Annotated in this window: 21 protein-coding genes, 1 tRNA gene and 1 CRISPR repeat array (1 of these 23 cut by a window edge); of the genes, 19 read left to right on the plus strand and 3 right to left on the minus strand. The window is 43.2% G+C overall.

Annotated elements, in window-relative coordinates; all coding sequences use genetic code 11:
* Window positions 1-532: direct repeats of the CRISPR family, unit length 32 nt; unit sequence GTCGTTCCCCTTGTGGGGACGTGGATTGAAAT (it extends 822 nt beyond the left edge of the window).
* Window positions 533-925: 393 nt separating this feature from the next.
* From ABIN22_RS09570 to ABIN22_RS09620, 11 genes are all read left to right on the plus strand, one after another.
* Window positions 926-1,402 (plus strand): GNAT family N-acetyltransferase, encoded by a 477-nt coding sequence (locus tag ABIN22_RS09570; RefSeq protein WP_346908201.1) that lies wholly within the window; start codon window positions 926-928, stop codon window positions 1,400-1,402.
* A 472-nt stretch (window positions 1,403-1,874) separates the two neighbouring features.
* Window positions 1,875-2,627 carry a glutamine amidotransferase gene (locus ABIN22_RS09575; protein ID WP_346908203.1) on the plus strand — a complete coding sequence of 251 codons (753 nt, stop codon included), beginning with the start codon at window positions 1,875-1,877 and terminating at the stop codon, window positions 2,625-2,627.
* Between the two features lie 32 nt (window positions 2,628-2,659).
* Window positions 2,660-3,298 carry a deoxyribose-phosphate aldolase gene (gene deoC / locus ABIN22_RS09580; RefSeq protein ID WP_346908788.1) on the plus strand — a complete coding sequence of 213 codons (639 nt, stop codon included), beginning with the start codon at window positions 2,660-2,662 and terminating at the stop codon, window positions 3,296-3,298.
* 67 nt (window positions 3,299-3,365) lie between these two features.
* Window positions 3,366-4,361: a sugar ABC transporter substrate-binding protein gene (locus ABIN22_RS09585; RefSeq protein ID WP_346908205.1), complete on the plus strand. Its 996-nt coding sequence runs from the start codon at window positions 3,366-3,368 to the stop codon at window positions 4,359-4,361.
* Between the two features lie 14 nt (window positions 4,362-4,375).
* Window positions 4,376-5,860 (plus strand): sugar ABC transporter ATP-binding protein, encoded by a 1,485-nt coding sequence (locus ABIN22_RS09590; RefSeq protein WP_346908207.1) that lies wholly within the window; start codon window positions 4,376-4,378, stop codon window positions 5,858-5,860.
* Window positions 5,861-5,876: 16 nt separating this feature from the next.
* On the plus strand, window positions 5,877-6,845 hold the full coding sequence (locus tag ABIN22_RS09595; RefSeq protein ID WP_118618012.1) for an ABC transporter permease: 969 nt from the start codon (window positions 5,877-5,879) through the stop codon (window positions 6,843-6,845).
* A 19-nt stretch (window positions 6,846-6,864) separates the two neighbouring features.
* Window positions 6,865-9,228: a pyruvate formate lyase family protein gene (locus ABIN22_RS09600; RefSeq protein WP_346908209.1), complete on the plus strand. Its 2,364-nt coding sequence runs from the start codon at window positions 6,865-6,867 to the stop codon at window positions 9,226-9,228.
* Window positions 9,225-10,139 carry a glycyl-radical enzyme activating protein gene (locus ABIN22_RS09605; protein WP_346908211.1) on the plus strand — a complete coding sequence of 305 codons (915 nt, stop codon included), beginning with the start codon at window positions 9,225-9,227 and terminating at the stop codon, window positions 10,137-10,139. Before ABIN22_RS09600 ends, ABIN22_RS09605 begins: the two co-directional genes overlap by 4 nt.
* Before the next feature lie 54 nt (window positions 10,140-10,193).
* The gene (locus ABIN22_RS09610; protein ID WP_346908213.1) at window positions 10,194-11,393 is read left to right on the plus strand and encodes an ROK family protein; all 1,200 of its coding nucleotides are present in this window, start codon (window positions 10,194-10,196) and stop codon (window positions 11,391-11,393) included.
* Window positions 11,371-12,327: an ROK family protein gene (locus ABIN22_RS09615; protein ID WP_346908215.1), complete on the plus strand. Its 957-nt coding sequence runs from the start codon at window positions 11,371-11,373 to the stop codon at window positions 12,325-12,327. Before ABIN22_RS09610 ends, ABIN22_RS09615 begins: the two co-directional genes overlap by 23 nt.
* A gap of 117 nt (window positions 12,328-12,444) precedes the next feature.
* Entirely contained in the window at window positions 12,445-13,611 is a 1,167-nt protein-coding gene (locus ABIN22_RS09620) for a class I SAM-dependent methyltransferase (protein ID WP_346908217.1), read from the plus strand.
* 65 nt (window positions 13,612-13,676) lie between these two features.
* On the opposite strand, the gene ABIN22_RS09625 is transcribed toward ABIN22_RS09620, so the two are convergent.
* Window positions 13,677-13,961, minus strand: coding sequence for a helix-turn-helix domain-containing protein (locus tag ABIN22_RS09625; RefSeq protein ID WP_109732918.1), 285 nt, complete (start codon window positions 13,959-13,961; stop codon window positions 13,677-13,679).
* Between the two features lie 222 nt (window positions 13,962-14,183).
* On the opposite strand from ABIN22_RS09625, the gene ABIN22_RS09630 reads away from it, so the two are divergent.
* Window positions 14,184-15,011: an undecaprenyl-diphosphate phosphatase gene (locus tag ABIN22_RS09630; protein WP_346908220.1), complete on the plus strand. Its 828-nt coding sequence runs from the start codon at window positions 14,184-14,186 to the stop codon at window positions 15,009-15,011.
* A 20-nt stretch (window positions 15,012-15,031) separates the two neighbouring features.
* Window positions 15,032-15,544: a P-loop NTPase family protein gene (locus ABIN22_RS09635; protein ID WP_109732920.1), complete on the plus strand. Its 513-nt coding sequence runs from the start codon at window positions 15,032-15,034 to the stop codon at window positions 15,542-15,544.
* Between the two features lie 86 nt (window positions 15,545-15,630).
* Here the strand turns inward: ABIN22_RS09635 and ABIN22_RS09640 are convergent, their stop codons facing one another.
* Window positions 15,631-16,929 carry a dicarboxylate/amino acid:cation symporter gene (locus ABIN22_RS09640; protein WP_278321133.1) on the minus strand — a complete coding sequence of 433 codons (1,299 nt, stop codon included), beginning with the start codon at window positions 16,927-16,929 and terminating at the stop codon, window positions 15,631-15,633.
* Between the two features lie 195 nt (window positions 16,930-17,124).
* Between ABIN22_RS09640 and ABIN22_RS09645 the strand changes: the two genes are divergently transcribed.
* The 6 genes from ABIN22_RS09645 (at window position 17,125) to ABIN22_RS09670 (ending at window position 21,719) form a co-directional block, all read left to right on the plus strand.
* The gene (locus ABIN22_RS09645; protein WP_346908223.1) at window positions 17,125-18,369 is read left to right on the plus strand and encodes a sensor histidine kinase; all 1,245 of its coding nucleotides are present in this window, start codon (window positions 17,125-17,127) and stop codon (window positions 18,367-18,369) included.
* Window positions 18,370-18,404: 35 nt separating this feature from the next.
* The gene (locus ABIN22_RS09650) at window positions 18,405-19,271 is read left to right on the plus strand and encodes a DNA-binding domain-containing protein (protein WP_118618032.1); all 867 of its coding nucleotides are present in this window, start codon (window positions 18,405-18,407) and stop codon (window positions 19,269-19,271) included.
* Between the two features lie 178 nt (window positions 19,272-19,449).
* The gene (locus ABIN22_RS09655) at window positions 19,450-20,112 is read left to right on the plus strand and encodes a hypothetical protein (RefSeq protein WP_346908225.1); all 663 of its coding nucleotides are present in this window, start codon (window positions 19,450-19,452) and stop codon (window positions 20,110-20,112) included.
* Window positions 20,113-20,321: 209 nt separating this feature from the next.
* Window positions 20,322-20,657, plus strand: coding sequence for a nucleotidyltransferase domain-containing protein (locus tag ABIN22_RS09660; protein ID WP_109732924.1), 336 nt, complete (start codon window positions 20,322-20,324; stop codon window positions 20,655-20,657).
* A gap of 66 nt (window positions 20,658-20,723) precedes the next feature.
* Window positions 20,724-21,044, plus strand: coding sequence for a HEPN domain-containing protein (locus ABIN22_RS09665; RefSeq protein WP_346908227.1), 321 nt, complete (start codon window positions 20,724-20,726; stop codon window positions 21,042-21,044).
* Window positions 21,045-21,518: 474 nt separating this feature from the next.
* On the plus strand, window positions 21,519-21,719 hold the full coding sequence (locus ABIN22_RS09670; protein WP_109732926.1) for a hypothetical protein: 201 nt from the start codon (window positions 21,519-21,521) through the stop codon (window positions 21,717-21,719).
* A 137-nt stretch (window positions 21,720-21,856) separates the two neighbouring features.
* Here ABIN22_RS09670 and ABIN22_RS09675 read toward each other — a convergent pair.
* Window positions 21,857-21,927: transfer RNA gene (locus ABIN22_RS09675), tRNA-Trp, on the minus strand.
* Window positions 21,928-22,014 lie beyond the last annotated feature (87 nt).

The following is a 22,014-nucleotide window of genomic DNA, read 5'->3' on the forward strand; positions in this document are numbered from 1 at the left end:
GAAATAGATGGATAGAGCGAGTGAAAAGGACCTGAACAGTCGTTCCCCTTGTGGGGACGTGGATTGAAATCCAGTAAATGCGTAGCCTGTTCCGGGGCCTTTTGTCGTTCCCCTTGTGGGGACGTGGATTGAAATTCCTCGATCAATCTGATCGTCAACACACCCCAGAGTCGTTCCCCTTGTGGGGACGTGGATTGAAATCTGCATCTTAAATCCCATAAAATCAATGACAGCGTCGTTCCCCTTGTGGGGACGTGGATTGAAATTGGAATATCATGCATAACGCAATAGATTCAGCCACGGTCGTTCCCCTTGTGGGGACGTGGATTGAAATATTCCAGTTCCATCCAATATGCGGCATCGGAATAGTCGTTCCCCTTGTGGGGTCGTGGATTGAAATGCCTCCAATGTGATGGAATATATGCCATCTTCCGAGTCGTTCCCCTTGTGGGGACGTGGATTGAAATGATAAATTGTTATCTGATTGGGATGGGATCAAAGTCGTTCCCCTCGTGGGGACGTGGATCGAATTTAGATGGAGGTGCCTTATGAACCGTTTATTTCTCAGCTTAACAATAGTTTCATTGTTAGTTTTAATGATTTCTGGTATTGCTTTTTTAATAACGGGGATATATCATCCAATTGCCGGATTGAGTCTGATTTTGTATATGGTGTCTCTTGCCGCGTACCAAAAGACTAGAGCGTGTTAGATAATTCATTGTACACGTCTGACCGCCCCACTTCACGCCCTATTTGAGCCAAATTTTATCAACGTAGAACCACTACGCCTCAAAAATTCGGCTCAAATATCTCGCGAATTGGGACAATCAGCCTTATACATGATTTATCAAACACGCTCGAGAAGATAAGCAAGATTCTCCAGTATTGTGGCCTGTAGTTAATAACATGAAAATGTGGAGGAATAATGAACTATAAAATAAGGGAAATGAGAAAAGATGAGTATCAGTATCTTGATGATTTTCTATACGAAGCAATTTTCCAGAGAGAGGGAGATGATCCTGTCCCCAGAGAAATAATTCTTAATCCGGAATTACAGGTCTATATTAAAGATTTTGGCATGCTGCCGGATGATTACTGCCTGTGTGCTGAAGTTGATAACAGGTTAGTCGGTGCTGTGTGGGTAAGAAACATTGCCGGGTATGGCAGTGTCGATGATGGGACGCCTGAATTTGCCATTTCTCTATATAAAGAATATCGTGGATACGGTATCGGGAGTGAGTTGATGCGTCAAATGCTGCAACTATTGGGGAGCAAAGGTTATAGAAAAGTTTCTCTTGCGGTGCAGAGGGACAATTATGCTTTGAGTATGTATAAAAAGGCCGGTTTTCAGATCATTGATGAAAATGCGGAGGAATTTATAATGGAATATAATTTCGTATGAGTTAAAGGTGGGACGACTGAATTATATCAGTCGTTTTACTTTATACGGAATAATTAAATCATCGGCTCTATGCCACAAAGATATCAGTGGGGGAAGTAACAAATTGATAATGTGGGTCAGTATCAAGATATGGTACTGATCTATTTTTATGCTTATTATTTTATAGGAGAGCACACCATATGAAATAATAAGCCCTCCGTGTGGAATGCTCCCTTCGGCGTAAGTGGTAGATGTTACGATGCGGCTGATGCAGAAAACTTTCCTGATATGGTTATAAGGTTATTATAAACTATTATATAAAAGTGCAAATATAACAAAATTCTAATTATAAAACTGTTATATTTGACGAAAATATGAATTAAGTACAACACTTTTACTTAATTCATTGACAAAACAAAAATGCGAATGTATGATGAGATTAACTCGAAGAAGGCCTTTAAAAAATTTGTGGTGAAAGTGAGATGGTAGAGATTTGAAAGTATTATTAGCAGGAGAAAGTTGGGTAACCAGAGGGGAGAATGCAGTTGGACTGGATGTTATCGGCATGGGCTCTTACACGGAAGCGGCAGGAAGTTTCATGGAGAAGATCAGTGGACACGGGATTGAGTTTACATATATACCAGGGCAGCGTGTTTCAGTAGACTTTCCAATGACAGAGGAAGAGATGAAAGAATATCAGGTTATCATCATCAGTGATATCGGCAGTAATTCCATCCTGCTGCATCCTAAAGTACAGAACAATTGCGAGAGAATTCCAAACAGGTTAAAAGAGTTAGCCAAATATGTGGAACATGGCGGCGGACTGCTTATGTGTGGCGGTTATATGGGGTTTTCCGGATTTATGGGGAAAGCAAGATTTGGAATCACACCGTTGGCCGGGGTCCTTCCGGTAACATTATTAAACTATGATGACCGCATCGAAGAACCATCGGGCGTCATTCCCCAGATCCATGTGAAGGATCACCCTATTTTACAAGACGTTGAAGAAAACTGGCCGTATTTCCTTGGATATAACTGTTTGAAAGCCAAAGAAGGGGCAGTGGAGATTGCCAGTGTAAACGAGACGGACGCATTTATTACGGTATGGGATTACGGAAGCGGGCGCTGCGGGGTCTTTGCCAGTGATATAGCACCACACTGGGCGCCGCCGGCATTTTTAGACTGGAAATCATATGGTTTATTCTTTGCAAACTACTTAAGATGGCTGGGACACGGAGGATTATAAAATTGGGATATGATAAAAGTTATGCGAAATATATGGATCATACAGTATTAAAAGCAGATACAACGAAAGAGACATTAAAGCGGTTCTGCGATGAAGCGAAGGAGTATGGGTTTGCCAGTGTCTGTGTGAATCCTGCAAATGTTCCATTTGTAGCGGAACAACTGAAAGGCAGCAAGGTAACAGTATGCAGCGTGATCGGTTTTCCTTTGGGGGCGTGTACGACATTTATCAAGGCATTGGAGGCTCTGGAAGCTGTTAAGAACGGAGCAGGGGAAGTGGATATGGTTATTAACATCGGAGCTCTTAAAGATAAGGATTACGATTATGTAAAGAAAGATATCGAGGCGGTCGTAAATGCCGCACATCCTCAGGCGGAGGTAAAGGTTATCATTGAGACATGTTTCCTGACGGATGAAGAGAAGGTAACAGCCTGTAAGCTGGCGAAAGATGCCGGGGCAGATTTTGTGAAGACATCTACCGGGTTTGGAAGTGGTGGTGCAACAGCAGCGGATGTGCGTTTGATGAAAGAAACTGTTGGAGAGATGAAAGTGAAGGCATCCACAGGAATTAATAACCGTAAGGTATGTGATGAAATGCTTGAGGCAGGCGCATGCAGGATGGGGACAAGTAAAGGTATTTTTATTGTTAAGGATGAGGAACCGGACTTGTAAGTAGGAAGCTTCACCCGCTTAGATGAACGAGAAGTTACAATCAGATAATATTATGGAGGATTCAGATATGAGAAAGAAAATGAAGAAGTTAGTGGGAGTTGTACTTGCAGCAGCATTGGTATTGGGAATGACAGGATGCAGCATGGACGGCGGGAATGCGAAGAGTGAAGATAAAAAGACAGAGAACAGGGGTGAGGAGAAAGCAAAAAAAATCGGATTGTCACTCTGGGCATATGACAGCCAGTACTGGACAGAAGTAAGAGACGGGGCACAGGAGAAGTGTGATGAACTGGGGTACGAACTGGTCATTGCCGATCCGAACAATGTACCTTCCCAGCAGGTTTCTGACATTGAGAATTTTATTACGATGGGAGTCGATGCGATCATCGTGGCAGCAATTGATCCACAGTCGGTATCAGGTGTTTTAAAAGAAGCAAGGGAAGCGGGGATTAAAGTAGTTGCACAGTCCATCGAAGTGAATGAGGATGAGTGTGACGTATACTCATCAGCGGACGAATACCAGATGGGTGAGATGACCGGAGAAGGTGCAGGAAAATGGATCGTTGAGAAGTTTGGCGATGACGCGGTTGAATGTGCGGTGCTGAACTATGATTCTAACCCGTCCTGCATCCCGAGAGGAAATGGCATGGAAGAGGGGATTACAAAAGCGGCTCCGAATGCAAAGGTTGTGGCGAGGCAGGATGCCAGCACAATCTCAGACGGGCAGTCTGTGACTGACTCTCTTCTGCAGGCAAATCCGAATCTCAAAGTTATTGTATGCCAGAACGATGCAATTGCTCTGGGGGCATATTCAGCAGTACAGGCAGCAGGAAAAGATACGGATGATTTTTATATCGGCGGGATTGACAACACAGACGAGGGCAGACAGGCAATTGCAAAAGGCGGGGCATACCGTGCAACACTGGATATCATTGCAAGGGAAAACGGATATCAGGATGTGGAAATCTGTGAAAAATTATTAGGCGGAGAAGAAATGGACTGGAGGTATGTGATCGAACCTAAATTAGTTACCTACGATGATGTGAAGGATGAAAGCAAATAAAAAGAGGTGGCAGGATGCAGGATAATTTACTGGTAATGAAAGATATCGTGAAGACTTACAGCGGGACTGTGGCACTGAACCACATGCAGCTTACCGTAAGAAGGGGCACGGTGCACGCTTTACTGGGAGAAAATGGTGCAGGAAAGTCCACTCTGATTAAAACGCTGGCCGGGGCGATACGCCCCGACAGCGGAACGATCGAGTATGAAGGACAAACATATCAGGGATTTGAGCCAAAACAGGCACTGGAATTAGGGATTGGTGTGGTATATCAGGAATTTAATCTGGTGCCGTATCTGACAGTAGCTGATAATATGTTTCTGGGAAATGAGCCTGTAAAAGGTATCCATTTAAACAGAAAGCAATATTACAAAAAAGCACAGGAAATATTCGGGATGCTGGGTGTTGATGTGGATGTAAAAGCCCAGATAAAAAATCTGCCGGTAGCATACCAGCAAATGGCGGAGATTGCAAAGACTGCTTCGAAACAGGTGAAACTGCTGATTTTGGATGAGCCCACGGCTGCGCTTTCCGACTCAGAGGTGAATGCATTGTTTCAGCTAATCCGCAGACTGAAGGCACAGGGAGTTTCTATTATTTATATTTCTCACAGGATGGAAGAACTTGACGAGATAGCAGATGATGTGACAATTCTGCGGGATGGAGAGTATGTAGAGACACTTCCGATCGGTTCCTGCACAAGAGAGCAGCTCATCGCGAAGATGGTTGGAAGAGAACTGGGCAAACAGTTTCAGCCGGGACATTTTGGAACCGGTAAAGTGGTATTGAAAGTGGAAAACCTGAGAAATGACTATGTAAAGGATGTCAGTTTTGAACTCCATGAGGGCGAAATTCTGGGATTTGGAGGTCTGGTAGGGGCCGGAAGGACAGAGGTTGCCAGAGCTATTTTCGGAGCGGATTATGCTGCCGGAAAGATTGAAGTTATGGGAAAAGAGGTTACCATCCGAAGTCCGAGAGAAGCAATTCATAATGGAATTGCATTTATAACGGAAAACAGAAAAACAGAAGGACTGATCTTAAAAAGAAGCATCAGGGAAAACATTACGATTAGTTCTCTTGATAAAATGATCCGACACAAACCATCGATTAATAAAAAAGAAGAGAAAAAAATTGCACAGCAGTATGCAGACAAGCTGAAAACAAAATGTGCCGGACTTGAATATCTGGTATCAAGCCTTTCAGGAGGTAATCAGCAGAAAGTAGTACTTGCGAAATGGCTTCTGACGGAATCAAAGATTATTATTTTCGACGAGCCGACCCGGGGGATTGACATCGGGGTAAAGCAGGAAATTTATCAGATTATGAAGGATTTAGCAAAACAGGGAATCAGCATCATCATGATTTCTTCAGAAATGCCGGAGCTGATTGGTGTTTCTGACCGGATTATTATTATGAGGCATGGGAAGATAGCTGGAGAAGTGAACAGTGAAGACTGCACACAGGAACAGATATTAGATATTGCATTACATGAGGATTAAGGCGAAAGGAGCTTTTATGAAAAGGAGAAAAGGCGAGGTGTTCCAGAAATATGGAACTGCTGTAATCTTGGCATTACTATTTGTATTCTTTGCATTAAGAACAGAAACATTTTTATCTGTCAGCAATATATGGAACATGCTTAGACAGACGGCTGTCACAGGAATAATTTCACTGGGGATGACGATGGCTATGCTGACAGGAGGTATCGATTTATCAGTCAGCGCCGTCGTTGCAATATCATCAGTGACATGCAGTATGTGCATGGTAAACATGAAATTGAATATGTGGGTTGCGATTTTGATTGCGCTGCTTGCAGGACTTGCGGCAGGTTTTGTCAACGGGCTGTTCATTACATATATTAAAATCCCGCCGCTGATTGCTACACTTGGCACGCAGACTGCAATCAGGGGACTTGCTTATATTATGACGGGCGGATATACCGTTTATGGTTTCCCAAAAGCTTTTGATTTCATAGGAAAGGGATATATTGCCGGGATTCCGGTACCAGTCATCATACTTGTCATTGTCCTGATTATAGGCTGGTATGTGATCAATAAGACGAAATTTGGCCGCTATCTGTATGCAATAGGCGGAAACAGTGAGGCTTCGAGGCTTTCCGGAATCAATGTGAACCGCCGCCTTGTGATGACATACGCCATCTCAGGAGGTCTGGCGGCCCTTGCAGGAATCATTGAGCTCTCAAGGCTGAGTTCGGGCCAGCCGAATGCGGGTGAGGGTTATGAAATGTCCGCTATTACCGCAGTTGTATTGGGCGGAATCAGTGTATCGGGAGGAGAAGGGAAGTTCAGCGGAGTTGTTTTCGGTATCCTGATTATGGGGATCTTGTCGAGTGGTCTGATTATGATGAACGTTTCCACTTACTATCAGCAGTTGATTAAGGGGCTGGTCTTATTGTTTGCGGTAAGTATCGACCAGATTTTAAAACTGAATCTGCTGTCCAAAAGCAGCCGTGTCCGTTCATAGGCGGAGAAAGGAGTAATATATGTTGTCGGAAAGACTTCAAAAGATAAAAGACAGAGTTTTTGATGTGGAATTCCATGAACCAAATACGTGGTATTTTGCAGATGTGAATATTCTAAATGATGAGAATAAGAATGAACCTTTGGTAGTCAGAAAAGGACTGTCTTCCAAATTTCTCGGGGAGGCGCTCCCAGTCGTGATTAAGCCGGACGAACTGATTGTGGGTAATCCAAATATGAACAGTGTCGGTTTTGGTTCTGTCGTACCGCAATATGCAACTCCGAAGGAGGAAGCATATGGTGCAAAATATAAACTGAATGAAAAGTCAGTATGGGGGCATCATCCGCCATATTGGGAAAAAGTTCTGAACATCGGGTTTAAGGGAATCATCGCAGAGATTGGGGATGCCATTGAAAAGCAATATGATACAGGGCATCCTGATATGAAAGCAATTGCTGAATACAGGGCGATGCTCGCGGGGATTGAAGGAGTACTGATTTTTGCCGAAAGACATGCGCAGGAGGCCCTGAAAATGAGTGCGGCGGAAGAAAATGCTGACAGACGCAGGGAACTGTTCCAGATTTATAAAAACTGCAGCAGAGTTCCATACTTTCCGGCGGAGACCCTCTGGGAGGCATTACAGGCTTACTGGTTTACATATTGTCTGGTAAACAGCGGCGGTGAGTTTGTACCTCTCGGACGTGTAGACCAGAATGTATATCCTTTCTACAAAATGGATATAGAATCCGGGAGGATTACAAAAGAAGAAGCGAGAGATTTATTAGGTTCTTTCCTTGCAAAATGTAATGAAAGAGTCTGCACAGATACAAAAAAATGTGAGAATCACTACGATTTTGGCGTGTTTTCACAGGGGGTCCCGCCAAAGTTCGCGAATGATATGGAAGAGACCGGGGGACATGAAAGTGGAAGCTATGACAGCCGGAGCCTGATGTGGAAGGATGAGGATGATCCATACAGTGAGAATAATTTCAACTTTGGGCAGTCAGCCAATGACTGGCTGATGAACATGGTTATCGGGGGTCTGAGGCCGGATGGGGAGGACGGGACAAACGAAGTGTCCTATGAGCTATTGAATCTGCGTTTTGAAATGGATTTTGTCATGCCGACCTTATCTGCAAGAGTATCCCGTAAGACACCGGAAAGTTTTTGGAGGGCATTATCAGAATGTCTGAAACATAGTCAGGGTGAACCGGCTATTTATAACGATGACCTGATTATACCCGGGTTTGTTGAAATTGGTGTTCCTTTGGAAGATGCCAGAAATTACACAAACGATGGGTGCTGGGAATGCCTGATTCCGGGAAAGAGCCATTTCAGCTATGCGCATGTTCAGAATCTTCGCTGTCTGGAGTGGGTGCTGACAAGAGGGAAGACTCTTTTAACAGGGGAACAGGAAGGTATCGATACAGGGGAGCTGTCTCAATATGAAGATTTTGAAGACTTTTATCAGGCATATTGTAAACAGGTAAACTCACAGATTGACATGCAGGTGGAAAAGAGACTGGAAAATCTGGGCTTATCCTGTGCAATTGCGCCAGACCCGCTTATGTCATCCATGTTTGAAAATTGTATTGAAAAAGGGCGTGATCTGACAGACAGGGCGATCGTCCCGTACACCTTCCATCTTGTCCTGATTACAGGGCTTTCGGATACGGTAGATTCCCTGACGGCTATTAAAAAACTGGTATTTGAAGACCGTGAGGCGACTCTGGAGGATTTCCGGGATGCGGTGATTCATGACTGGGACGGGTACGGAGAACTTCTTCACAAAGTAAGGACCCAGTGCCCGAAATATGGAAATGACGATGACTATGCAGACGAGATTCTGCTGCGGGTTATCCGGGATTTTGAGGACCATGTTTCCGGCTGGAGGGAAAGGCAGGACGAAATCATGGTTCCGTGTGGAATCGGCACATTTGAAAATTATGCGGCCCTTGGCTGGAACTTAAGTGCAAGTCCAGATGGCAGGAAGGCAAGGGAGGCTCTGGCGCCGAACTACGCCCCGACGCCCGGAATGGACATTCAGGGACCTACGGCAGTAATCAAAAGTGCTACCAAACCGGAACTATTGAAATATTACTGTGGCTGTCCGCTGGATATTTCTCTGAATGCCAGTGACTTTATGGGGGATGTGGGCACCATGCGGATGACAGGAATCCTGAAATCGTTCTGTGAGCTGGGCGGCTGCATTGCAACGATTACCACCTGCGATATTGAGGAATTGAAGGATGCAAGGCTCCATCCGGAAAACCACAAAAACCTGATGGTAAGAATGGGCGGGCTGTCTGCATACTTTATAGCGATGTCACCGGCGCAGCAGGAAAATATCATACAGAGATTTTCAAAAGGGGCTTTGATAAAGTGAGTAAGATATGTATATCCAATATTCAAAAATTCTGTGTCTATGACGGACCCGGGATACGGACTGTAGTATTCTTCATGGGGTGCCCCCTGCGGTGCAAATGGTGCCAGAATCCGGAAAATTTTTATCATGATCCGGTCGTTATGTTTGACGAATTAAAGTGTACCGGATGCGGGATCTGTATTGAGCGGTGCAGGAACCATGCAATAAGCAGAGGCACATCAGGTGGTATCCTGCTGGACCGCAGGCTCTGTACATCGTGCGGGGAATGTGTCCTGCATTGCCGGCAGCAGGCGCGGGAAGTGTGTGGTAAAATCATGTCTTTGGAAGAAGTATATGAGGAAGTCATGAAAGATGAAGTGTTTTTTAGAAACACTGGCGGTGGTATTACATTAAGCGGGGGGGAGTGTACCCTGTTTCCGGAGTATGTGTCTGTGCTTCTGAGTAAGGTAAAGATGAGGGGCATTCATACGGCAGTCGAGACATGCGGGTTCTGTGAACTGGAAGCATTGGAGGAGATAGAACCATATGTAGATTTATTTTTATATGATATAAAGCTGATTACACCTGATCTGCATAAGAAGTGGACCGGGCAGGACAATGATAAAATCAGGGCAAATCTGGAGCATTTGTTAGGGAACGGCCGGGAAGTTGTAATAAGGATTCCTCTGGTTGCAGGAGTAAATGACGGAGATGAATTCAGGGAGATTTTAGATTATCTGAAAGGACTCCGGGAGATCAGAAATATTCACATTCTTCCGTTCCACCAGCTTGGATCATCAAAATACAGATTATCCGGGCAGGACTATGAGATGGAAGAATGGGGGGAATGCCCGGTTAAGATTGTTGACCAATGCGCTCTGATGGCTGAGAATGAAGGATTCAAAGTAAATGTGGGAGGCTGGAACTTGTAAATAAATATTTGAAAGTATATAATTGAAATGTGGAATAAATTACCAGGAGCGTACATGATGTTAAAGAATACAAATATAGTAAAGATGGCCAATCAAGCGTTGGTATTGGACTCAATTAAAAAGAATAAGATGATTACAACGGAAGAGATCATCAGCCAGACAAGGCTGAGCCGTACGACAGTGCTGACCATGATGAAAGAACTGGGGCAGCAGAAGCTTATTGAGAAACGCGGCAATGTCAGGCAGTCCGTGGGCCGTCAGCCTATTTTATATTCTTTAAGCAGGGATGTATATTATGCAATTGGGATTGATGTTGACGTTGCACCTATTTATATGGCCATATCCAGACTGGATGGTACGATCGTCTATTCCAGACAGTGGGACGTCTCGGAGAATGCTGACGGCAGGGAGATTAAAGAGTCCATTGCAGAGCATGTGAGCAGGGCGTTTGTAGAGGCACGAATCAGCCGTGATAAGATTATCGGGATGGGAATCGGACTTCCGGGGGTTATGAATCTTCAGGAGAATATAGCTGAGAAGATCAGCCGTATACGGGGATGGGAAAACTTTGATATTGCAAAAGAATTAGGCGATGTTTTTGATTTTCCAATCTACGTTAGGAATGATACCCATCTTCTCGGACACATGGAGATTGAATCAGAGAATGAAAATATGCTTTACATCCTCCATCGTTCCGGTATCGGTATGGCACCGATCATTAATGGGGAGGTGTATGAAGGGACCTTCGGAAATGCCGGATATATCGGGCATACACGGATTGGCGCCCAGGGCAGGAGATGCAACTGCGGGCTGAAAGATTGTCTGGAGGTGTACTGCTCCAAAAGAAGCATTGAGAAATCTTACGAAGAGACCACCGGTATCAGGCTGGGGTACGATGCTCTTATAACGGCAGCCCGGAACGGGGATGAGAATGCATGTGAGATTTTTAAGACGGCAGGCACTTATTTCGGTATAGGAATTACCAATGCGATTAAGACCTATGATATACTCGATGTCGTGATTGGGGACCTGCGGTGTCAGGAAGACCACATTTTCTTTCAAAGTATACAAGACAGTGTAGCGGAAAATTCCGTTAATTTCAGTGTAAAGCAGCCAACCGTAAGGCTCAGCAGCCATAAGAAAGACGAATATGGCATGGGAGCCTGCCAGTTTGTACTGGAGAAATTCTTTGAACAGCCTAAATTCCATACGAACATAAGTGAAAATGGCGGTGAATGGGTTGAGACAATGTAAATATAATGTAGGAATTGATATAGGAGGAACAAAAGTCAATATCGGGATTTTCCAGAAAACAGGACAACTTGTGGATAAGGTGAAGATTCCATCCCAGCAGGGGGAAGATATTGAAATTTTTGTGGATAGGATAGGATGTGAATTGAAGCGGCTGGCCCAAAAGTGCGGGATCATGATTGAGGAGATCGAATTTATTGGCTTAGGTGTTCCGGGGACCGTTGATATGAGAAGTGGTATCGTAGAATACTGTCCTAATTTATTCTGGGATATGGTCCCTTTAAAGGAGTATTTTCAGACTATTTTCCTGAAACAGGAAATACAGGTCATTCAGGATTCCTGGGCAGGTGCGCTGGCGGAGCATGAGTTTGGTGCAGGGATCGGATATGCAGATATGACCTGCATAACTCTGGGGACGGGAATAGGCGGGGGAATTATCGCAAATAACCGGATTTTTTCAGGAGGAATGCACTGCGCCGGGGAGATCGGACATACGATCATAGAAAAGGACGGGCGCGGCTGTAATTGCGGTAACTGCGGATGTCTGGAAAAGTATGCTTCCGGGAATGGAATATATGAACAGGCGCTGGAATATTTCCCTGAGAAACTGCGGGGAATGAAAGAGGGGGCGGAGTCTGTATTTGAGCTGGCTTATCAGGGCTATGAACCGGCCCTCAGGCTGATAGAGAACAGCGTGCAGATGCTGGCTGTCGGACTGGCGAATCTGGTCGGAATCATCTCGACGGAGGCGATTATTATCAGCGGAGGGCTTTGTGAGCATGAGGAGTTGATATTAAAGCCATTGCAAAAATATATATTAGAATATGGATATCATTCCTGGACCCGCCAGAACAGGCTTGTAGTCAGACAGGCAAAGCTTGGAAGTGATGCACCGATGATCGGGGCGGCTTTCATATATAAAGGACTGGGAATATAAATCATACAAGGCGGCTGGTTTTCATCAGCTGCTTTGTTTATTTCATACAGGGTTTTTCTTTCATGTGCATCATCCTCCCATAAAATGGCAATACTCCTTTTGAAAGGAGGCAGAACAATGCTGGAAGAAAACGTGTTAGTATCATTTTTGAGGAAATTTGACGAGCAGCCGTTTCTCGTGAAAATGAATGGCAAAGAATACTTAATCGGGGAGGGGAAACCCACCTTTACGGTGAAGATCCATAAGATGATCCCCATCAAAGACTTGGTGACAAGTACGTCCCTCGCATTGGGGGAAGCCTATATGGACGGAAATCTGGAGATCGAGGGAAACCTTTATGAGGCGCTGAATCATTTCTTAGGGCAGATGGATAAATTCTCTACGGACCAGAAAGCGCTGAAGAAGCTGATTTTCTCTTCTCCGGCAAAGAAGAATCAGGAGAAGGAAGTGCGCAGCCATTATGATATAGGAAATGATTTTTACAAGTTATGGCTGGACGAAACATTGAGTTATTCCTGCGGATATTTCCGGCGGGAAGACGATACGCTTTATCAGGCTCAGGTCAATAAAGTGGATCATATTCTGGAGAAACTGTATTTAAAGGAAGGAATGAACCTGCTGGATATCGGATGCGGATGGGGATTTCTTCTGATTGAAGCGGCTAAGAAGTATCAGGTGCATGGCACTGGGATCACATTAAGTGAAGAGCAGTACAGAGAATTTAGGCACCGCATTCAGGAGGAAGGACTGGAAGACCTGTTGTCGGTAGAGGTGATGGATTACCGTGATCTGCCGAAGACAGGAAAAAAGTTTGACCGGGTTGTGAGCGTGGGGATGGTAGAACATGTTGGACGTGACAATTACCAGCTGTTTCTGGACTGTGTAAATCAGGTTATGGAACCGGGCGGGCTGTTCCTCCTGCATTTTATCAGTGCGTTAAAAGAACACCCGGGTGACCCTTGGATTAAAAAATATATTTTTCCCGGCGGTATGATACCGAGTCTGCGGGAAATGCTCTCTGATATGGCGGAGGATAATTTTCATACTCTCGATATAGAAAATCTGAGACTTCACTATAATAAGACACTGCTCTGTTGGGAAGAAAATTATAAGAAACATATCCCGGAGGTCCGGAAAATGTTTGATGACAGGTTTGCAAGGATGTGGGATTTATATTTATCTTCATGTGCGGCGACATTCAGAAATGGAGTGATTGACCTGCATCAGATATTGGCGACGAAAGGGATTAATAACCAGCTGCCTGCAGTCAGATGGTATTCATAAGGAAAATATGTGCATCACTAAAGTCGTTACAGTGCATAACCGATAAGGAACGTACTGTAACGACATTATTTCTTTTTCATAGCTTTTATTAAATTTCTCAATGCAATGATTTCTTCACTGGATAGTCCGGATAAATCAACTTCCTGTCTGTTTTCAACACCAAGGAGATAATCTGTAGATACCTTAAAAATCTTCGCTATGTGAATTAAGACATCATACGATGGAAAACGAAGTCCGGTCTCATAGGCACTGATGACAGACTTTGTCATTTCCAGCTTTTGTGCCAGCTGTGCCTGTGTTAATTTATCTCGCAATCTTAGATTTCTTAAATTTTCTCCAAATTCTACCATAACAACTCTCCTTACACTATAAGTGTACTATATTATGTGCATTTAATTGGTTGATTAAAACTTTATTTAGTTGATAAAAGCATCAATATGCATATAATTGAGATGCAAAAAAATGGAGGAGAAAAAGAATATTTTGAAGGTTTCACGACTGAAAGGGACTCCCTGTTGCATTTTCCTGAAAACTAGATTACAATAGACCGATGTGGAAAGGAGAAGTTAAACATGGACTTTATTGAAATTTTGAAGGCGGTCATTCTTGGGATAATCCAGGGGATTACTGAATGGCTTCCTATCAGCAGTACAGGGCATTTGATTCTATTTGACAACATATGGCCCATGACCTCGACACCGGAGTTTTTTGAAGTATTCAAGGTCGTCATCCAGTTCGGCTCTATTCTGGCGGTTCTGGTGTTATTTTTTCATAAGCTCAATCCGTTTTCAGCACATAAGAGCAGGCGGGAAAAGAAAGAAACTTTTGACCTGTGGAAGAAAGTAGCCGTTGGCTGTGTACCGATCATTATTGTCGGGCTGCCACTAGACATGGTTCTGGAGGATTATTTGTCCAGTGTCTATATAATCGCGGCGACCCTGATTATATACGGTATCGCATTTATTGTGATTGAGAATATGAAGAGGCGTCCTTCTATGCGGTCTCTGGGGGAACTGACATTTAAGACGGCCTTTTTTATAGGGTGTTTTCAGGTACTGGCGGCTATTCCCGGGACCTCCCGCAGTGGTGCAACGATACTCGGTGCGGTACTGCTTGGATGTTCACGCTATGTGGCCAGTGAGTTTTCCTTCTTCCTTGCAATACCAGTTATGGCAGGTGCAAGCGGGCTGAAGCTGATCAAATATTTCCTGAAGGCGGGGATGTTCAGTGGGACAGAGTGGGTGCTCTTAATTATAGGCACAGTAGTTTCCTTCGTAGTATCTGTATTTGCAATCCGAATGCTTCTGAGCTATATCCGCAAGCATGACTTTAAGATATTTGGTGTTTACAGAATATTACTTGGTATCATTATCATCATTTATTTTGGATTTATCGGTTAATACTGGCGGAGGAAATCGAAATGAAGACGGCGGTTATAGGATACAGCGGATGCGGAAAGTCCACACTGGCACGATTTCTTGGAGAGAAGCACCACACAGAGGTTCTGCATCTGGACTGCGTACACTGGCTCCCTGAATGGCAGGAGAGAAGGCATGAAGAGGAGGCAAACATTGTCTGCCAATTTATGAACCGGAATAGCTCATGGATTATTGAGGGAAATTATACCGGTCTGTTGTACGACAGAAGACTGGAAGAAGCAGACAGGATTATCATGATGTGTTTTAACCGTTTTGCCTGCCTGTTCCGTGTAATGAAAAGATTATACAGATACCGTGGGAAAACAAGGGAATCTATGACGCCCGGCTGTCCGGAAAAGCTGGATCTGGAGTTCCTGATCTGGATATTAGGTAAAGGCCGCGATCGGAGGCAAAGGAACAATTACAGACAAGTCAGGGAGAAGTACAGAGATAAAACGATTGTTATCAGGAATCAGAGACAGCTCACGGCATATATGCGGCGAGAGACAATTTAGAACTAAAAGATACCCGGACAGTAGATTGAAAATTGTCCGGGTATCTTTTTTGTTTCTTTTTTCAAAGGGGTCTGACCCCTTTGGATTTATTCAGCAGGAACTTCGGCGATTGGGACTTCCGGGAATTCCATTCCGTGTACCGTACCGCCCGCAGCGGCCTTGGCGGCTTTCCGTGCTGCTTTGCGGTCTTCTGCCTTTGAGATACAGATGGCACAGTTTGCGTCACCGGTAATGTTGACAACGGTACGTCCCATATCAAGGATACGGTCAATTCCGGCAATCAGTGCGATTCCTTCCAACGGAAGACCGGCACTCTGAAGTACCATAGAGAGCATGATAACTCCGGAGCCGGGAACACCTGCTGTACCTACAGAGGCCAGTGTGGCTGTGAGCACAACCATGATCTGCTGTGTCAGTGTCAGGTGGATGCCGAATACATTTGCGATGAAGATTGCACATACGCCCTGATAGATGGAGGTTCCGTTCATGTTAATCGTAGCGCCTAAAGGAAGTACGAAGCTGGTAATCTCTTTTTTGGCCCCCAGTTTCTGGCTGCATTCGATGTTCAGCGGCAGTGCGCCCACTGAACTGGATGAGGAGAATGCCATAGTCATAGCGGGCAGCATTCCTTTGAAAAATGCCAGTGGTGACATTCTGGCCATTGTCTTTGTTGTGAAAGAGAATACAACAGCCATATGGAAAATATACGCAAGGTAGATAACGATAATTAGTTTTAATAATGGAAGCAGGACGGATGGGCCGTTTTCTGCAACTACAGGAAGCAAAAGGGCAAATACACCAACCGGAGATAGTTTGATGATGATCCCCATAATCTGAAGACAGACATCTGTCATGCTGTCGATCAGCCGTCCCAGAGGTTCTCCTTTTTCCCCGGCGAGAATGATTCCAAATCCGAAGAAGAGCGCCAGTACGATTACTTGAAGCATGGTAGCTGAAACAAGTGGTTCTACTGCGTTTGAGGGGAATATATTGAGCAGGGTATCCATAAAGCTCGGTGTTTCAACGCTCTCAAATGTGAGTGCTTCTGTTGCAAGGTTGAAGCCTGTTCCGACCTTGCTCACGTTGGCGAAAACCATACCAAGTGTAACTGCAACTGCCGTGGTCACCAGATAGAAGGATACACTTTTGAGTCCGACAGAACCGACTTTTTTAATATCCTTCATGGAAATAACTCCGCTGATAATGGAACATAATACAACAGGGACAACAATCATTTTAATCAGATTCAGAAACAGTGTACCAAATGGTTTGATATACTCGACTGCGAACTCGGGATTCTTCTGGAATGGGATTCCTCCCAGAATACCGAGTACCATACCCAGCATAATCAGGAATGGCAGTGACACTTTAAATTTCTTTTTCATATTAGAATCTCCTTTCAATTGCAAATCTCTTTTTAATCCGTTCGTCTCTCTACGTTATATATTAGTAATAACCTACAAAAAACTACAAAAATATTTCTGGAAAATATAAAATTGCACAATGCGATAATAATTTAACACTTGCGGCAGCACGGCCACGTCTGTATACTTAAAGGTAGACCAATGGGAGGTGGAGGCATGACTTCAATACCGGGGATTTTAAAAAATAAGCGGATCAGGGCAGTTTGCTATGGAATTCTGCTGGGACTTGTCTGTCAGATTTACATTGCGCCATTTGCCTATTCGAGTTATGTTGTCTCTCTGGGGACGCCGGTTTTAACGGCACTGCTTTTATTTTATCCATCCATTTGCGTGATACCGCTGACATTTTCCATGACAGTGACGGCGTGCCTGCTGCGGGGTGTAATCGGTGCAGCAGCCGGAAAAACTACATTTTCAGATATGTTTATCCCGGCTGTTTTTTATTATGGTGTGTACAGCCTGATCCTGTGTATTTGTGTCAGGCTTTTCAGGGAGCGTGGGAAGTCGAAGCTTATGGCAGGAATGATTTTCTGCGATTTTGCCGCGAATGCAGTGCAGCTCGTGCTTATGGGACATGTTGACGGTGCGGCGGTTGTAGATTCTGCGCTTGTAGCAGTGATACGCGGTGTGCTTGTCTGGATGCTGTACTGGATGTATGAATGGGAACACCTGTATCTGAGGAAAAAAGAACATCAGAGCCATTATGCACAGTTGAACCAGATCGTGACAGATATCTATGCAGAATCCTTTTACCTGAGGAAATCGATGGAAGATTTGAATGAACTGACCAGAAAGAGCCACCAGCTTTATGAGAATCTGGAGGCGGAAGGGCAGGATGGACAGCCGGCGCTTGATATTGCAAGAGAGGCGCACGAGATCCGTAAGGATTACCAGAGGATTGTGGAAGGAATCTCATCACTCGTACACGAGCATGAAGAGAAAAGCATGAAGCTTTCTTATATTTTGCGGATAATTGAAGACAATACGAAACGTCAGATAAATGAGCGGGGCAGGATGTTGTCATTTAAGCTGAAGAATCAGTCTGAGATGCAGATACAACATTATTATGATATATTTACGATTTTAAATAATCTGCTTGTAAACAGTATGGATGCCTGCGAAGAGAACGGACATATCAGCCTTACTGTTCAGGAACAGGACCAGATGTTGAAACTGGAGGTCGCAGATGACGGATGCGGGATGGATGAGGATACGAAAGAATATATCTGGGGAGCCGGGTTTTCTACGAAATATGATAAAGAAACAGGGCAGATGTCCACAGGGATCGGATTGTGCCATGTGGCAAATATAATCAGGCATCTGGATGGATCGGTAGAAGTAGAGAGTGCGCCGGGAAAGGGCACAAAATTCACGGTGCTGCTTCCACTTAAGGAATTGTAATGGAAAATATGGGGCATAAGACGGAGGGGTAGAAGATGAAACCTTCTATATTTATAGTAGATGATGACAAAAATATACAGAAAATGCTGGAACTTTTTATCCGCAGGGAGGATCTGGGAAGAATTACCGGGATTCAGGACTCTGGGGAGGATGCGGCGGAAGAAATCCTGTTTGCACAGCCGGACATCGTACTTCTGGACCTGCTTCTCCCGGGAAAGGATGGGATCCACGTTCTGGAGGAAATCATTCAGGGCGGTTTCAAAGGAAAAGTAATCATGATCTCACAGGTTGATGACCCCGTGATGATGGAAAAAGCCTACGAGAGAGGGATTATGTTCTATATTAACAAACCGCTCAATGCCATCGAGGTCATCAGTGTAATCTCGAATGTGGCTAAACTGGTAAACCTCCAGAAATCTATGGATACGATTCAAGGTGCACTTATGGGCATTCAGTCCGCACCGTCGGTTAGTAGAAATGTGCTGAATGAAAGATATCAAAAGATATGCTCTGATATCGGAATCTGGGGGATGAAAGGGATTGATGAACTGAAAAAGATTATTTTCACTATACTGGAATACCAGAAGGTGGAAAAGTCTTACCAGATGAAGGAAATATATGAAAAAGTAGCTGGTGAACTATATGGAACAGACCAGCTTGCTTCCAATAAGAAAGCACTGGAACAGAGAATCAGGAGAATCATGCTGAAGGCTCTGGACAATATTGCACAGATGGGGGCAGAGGACTATTATGACCCTGTGTTTGCAGATTATGCGAACCTGCTGTTTGATTTCGGACAGGTAAGGGCAGAGATGAGGCACTTAAAAGACTCCTCATCAGAGCCGGGGCGGATCAGTTCCAAGAAATTTATCGAAGGCTTTCTTCTCAGAATGACGGCTTAGATGGAAAATGCCGGGCTTCAGCAGCAGAAATAGTTATGTGTTGAAGCATAAATACAAGATATAAAAGAATATGATGACGGCTGACAGACTTTTATCTTTTTCAACAAAGGGATAATGCTATAATCTTCCGGACAAGGACCAGACGGCCCTGACAAGCTTAATTTAGGAGGAAGATTATATGTATAGGAAGAAACGGATCATAGCGGTACTGCTTGCAGCATTTATGCTCGCTCTGTTAGTTGGATGTGTCGGGAAATTCGATGCAGGCGGATACACGAAGTCACTTTTGGATGTTACTTATAAGAACGACACACAGCAGTATATCGAGCTGACAGGCTCCACAAAGGATGCGGCGGACAAGATATTTGAAAAAAATCTGGATGCCACGATGGAGGAATTTGAAAACCTGAATCTGCCGGACGAGCTGGAAAACAAATACCGTCAGCTGTTCGGGGATTTGATCAGAAATGTAAAATATACAGTGAGCGAGGCCAAGGAAGATGACAATGGGAACTTTACAGTCGATGTGTCGATTGAGCCGCTGACTATTTTTGACGATACATATACAGACTTTCAGAATCAGGCAAAGGAATATGCAACCCAGGTCAGCAATGATGTAATGAACGGGGCTCCCATGCCTTCTGACGAAGAGATGCAGAATCATATCTACGAGTTATATTATGAAATCCTGAATCAGGATCTGGAGAAAGGGCTCCAGTATGGGGAGACTGAGGTCATAACCGTGCATGTGAACCGGGGGGAAGGGGACATCTATGAGATTCCGCAGGAGGATATGACGGCGCTGGATGAAGCGATGCTGTCACAGACAGTGCTGCAGTAGGGAATAAAAAGAATGACCATAGCATAAAAAATTAAAAAATGCATTTAATTAAGTCTGCTGCCAGTTAAGGAATGTAATTGGCAGCATTTTTTCATTCTAATACTATAAAAAAAGTATCATGAATGGGTGATGATTTGAATAACCAGAGCATAAATGTTATAATCTTATTGTGAATTAGAAACATCAACTATTGGGAAAGGAGCAGGCTAATGCAGAAAAACACGCATGATATTTTACTTGAGTTTACACGTGGGATAAAGTCTATACTTGGAAACAGGCTGACTAAAGCGATTTTATATGGCTCATACGCGCGTGGAGACTTTAGGGAAAATTCAGATATTGATATCATGGTTTTGACTACTCTTACGGATGAAGAAATTGAAAAGGTAGAAACTCGTGTATTTGATTTGGCATTTGATTTTCAGATGGACTATGGGATAGATATTAGCGTAGTTATTAAGAATGAAGATCATTTCAATTATTGGCTCGGGGCGGTACCATTTTATAATAATGTGCAGAAGGAAGGAGTAGTTTTAGATGAATAGCAGGCAGATGGAGTTAAGTAAATATCGCCTTAAAGAATCAGAAGACAGTTTAAAGGTTGCGGGGCATTGCTTGAAAAAGGACTTTTTAAAGATTCTATTAACCGCTCTTATTATGCTGCTTTTTATTCTATAAAGGCGGTACTGGCAATAGGGACTATTGACTTTAAACGTCACAAAGATGTAATAGCATATTTTAATAAAAATTATATTGCAACAGAAATTTTTCCACGAGAACTAGGCAGACGCTTAGGAACATTAAAACAGCTACGTGAGAAAAGTGACTATGATGATTTCTATATAGCTTCCAAAGAAAAAGCAGAGGAACAATATCAAACAGCAGAAATGGTACATAATTACGTGAAAAATTATCTGTTAGAAAAACAATAAGTTATTTAGAGGCTGTTGAACATTTGGACTTATAAGTATGGCCTAATTTCGTCTGGCTTCAGTTCTAAATTTCCTAAAAATAATTTTATAGAAAAGAGAGATTACCCATCTAATTACAAATTTTTTGTTTTATGGACAGCATTTGTTCATTAATTAGTAATAAGAGAAAATAGGAGAGGTTAATAAACTGGGTTAAACAAGTTATTTTAAGATAATAAATGCGACAATCTACGAGTTTTATTATTGTTAGTAATGGAAAGATAAATAAAGAAAAACATGTATGATAATTTGATTCTGTCATTTTATATAGATATAAAGAACAAAATTATAAAAATATCTATATAGAACAGAAGAGATAACTCATCTTATGATGAACTATATGAATTTTAGTAAAGAAATACACGATTAAGTGATTTATGTATTTTGGGTGAGATGATATTATCAAGAAATATTTAAACTACGGGAGGGATAGATATGGATATATTTAAGTCAATATTGGGTTTAAATAATATTCAGGTTAGTCTATTTAACATGAATTATGATTCATTATTAAGTGCGTCGGAAGCACTTTGTATACCTTATTCTACTATTTCGCATATGCTTGACCAGAATAGTAAGGCAATGGAGATTAAAATTATAAAATACATGGTCAGGTATATAAATCATATTGAGTAATTCCCTTAGGATTGAAAATGCTATCTCATTTTAGGAGTGATTCCTAGTTGACTATATCCTTGACTACATAGGAATTTTTCGGAAAATGAAAAATGCCGGACTCCTTGAAAATTCAAGGCTTCCGGCACTTTGTAATACAGGGGATGAGAGAATCGAACTCCCACCAAAGGTTTTGGAGACCCCTATCATACCACTTGACCAATCCCCTATTTGTTTGTGACTCAATTACCAGTCACTTGATTATTATACTCATAGGACATATATTTGTCAAGAAAAATTAAAAACTTTTTTAAAT

Origin of the sequence: Faecalicatena orotica (assembly GCF_905197545.1) — a bacterium.
In the GTDB taxonomy this organism is placed as follows: Bacteria; Bacillota; Clostridia; order Lachnospirales; family Lachnospiraceae; genus Faecalicatena_A; species Faecalicatena_A orotica.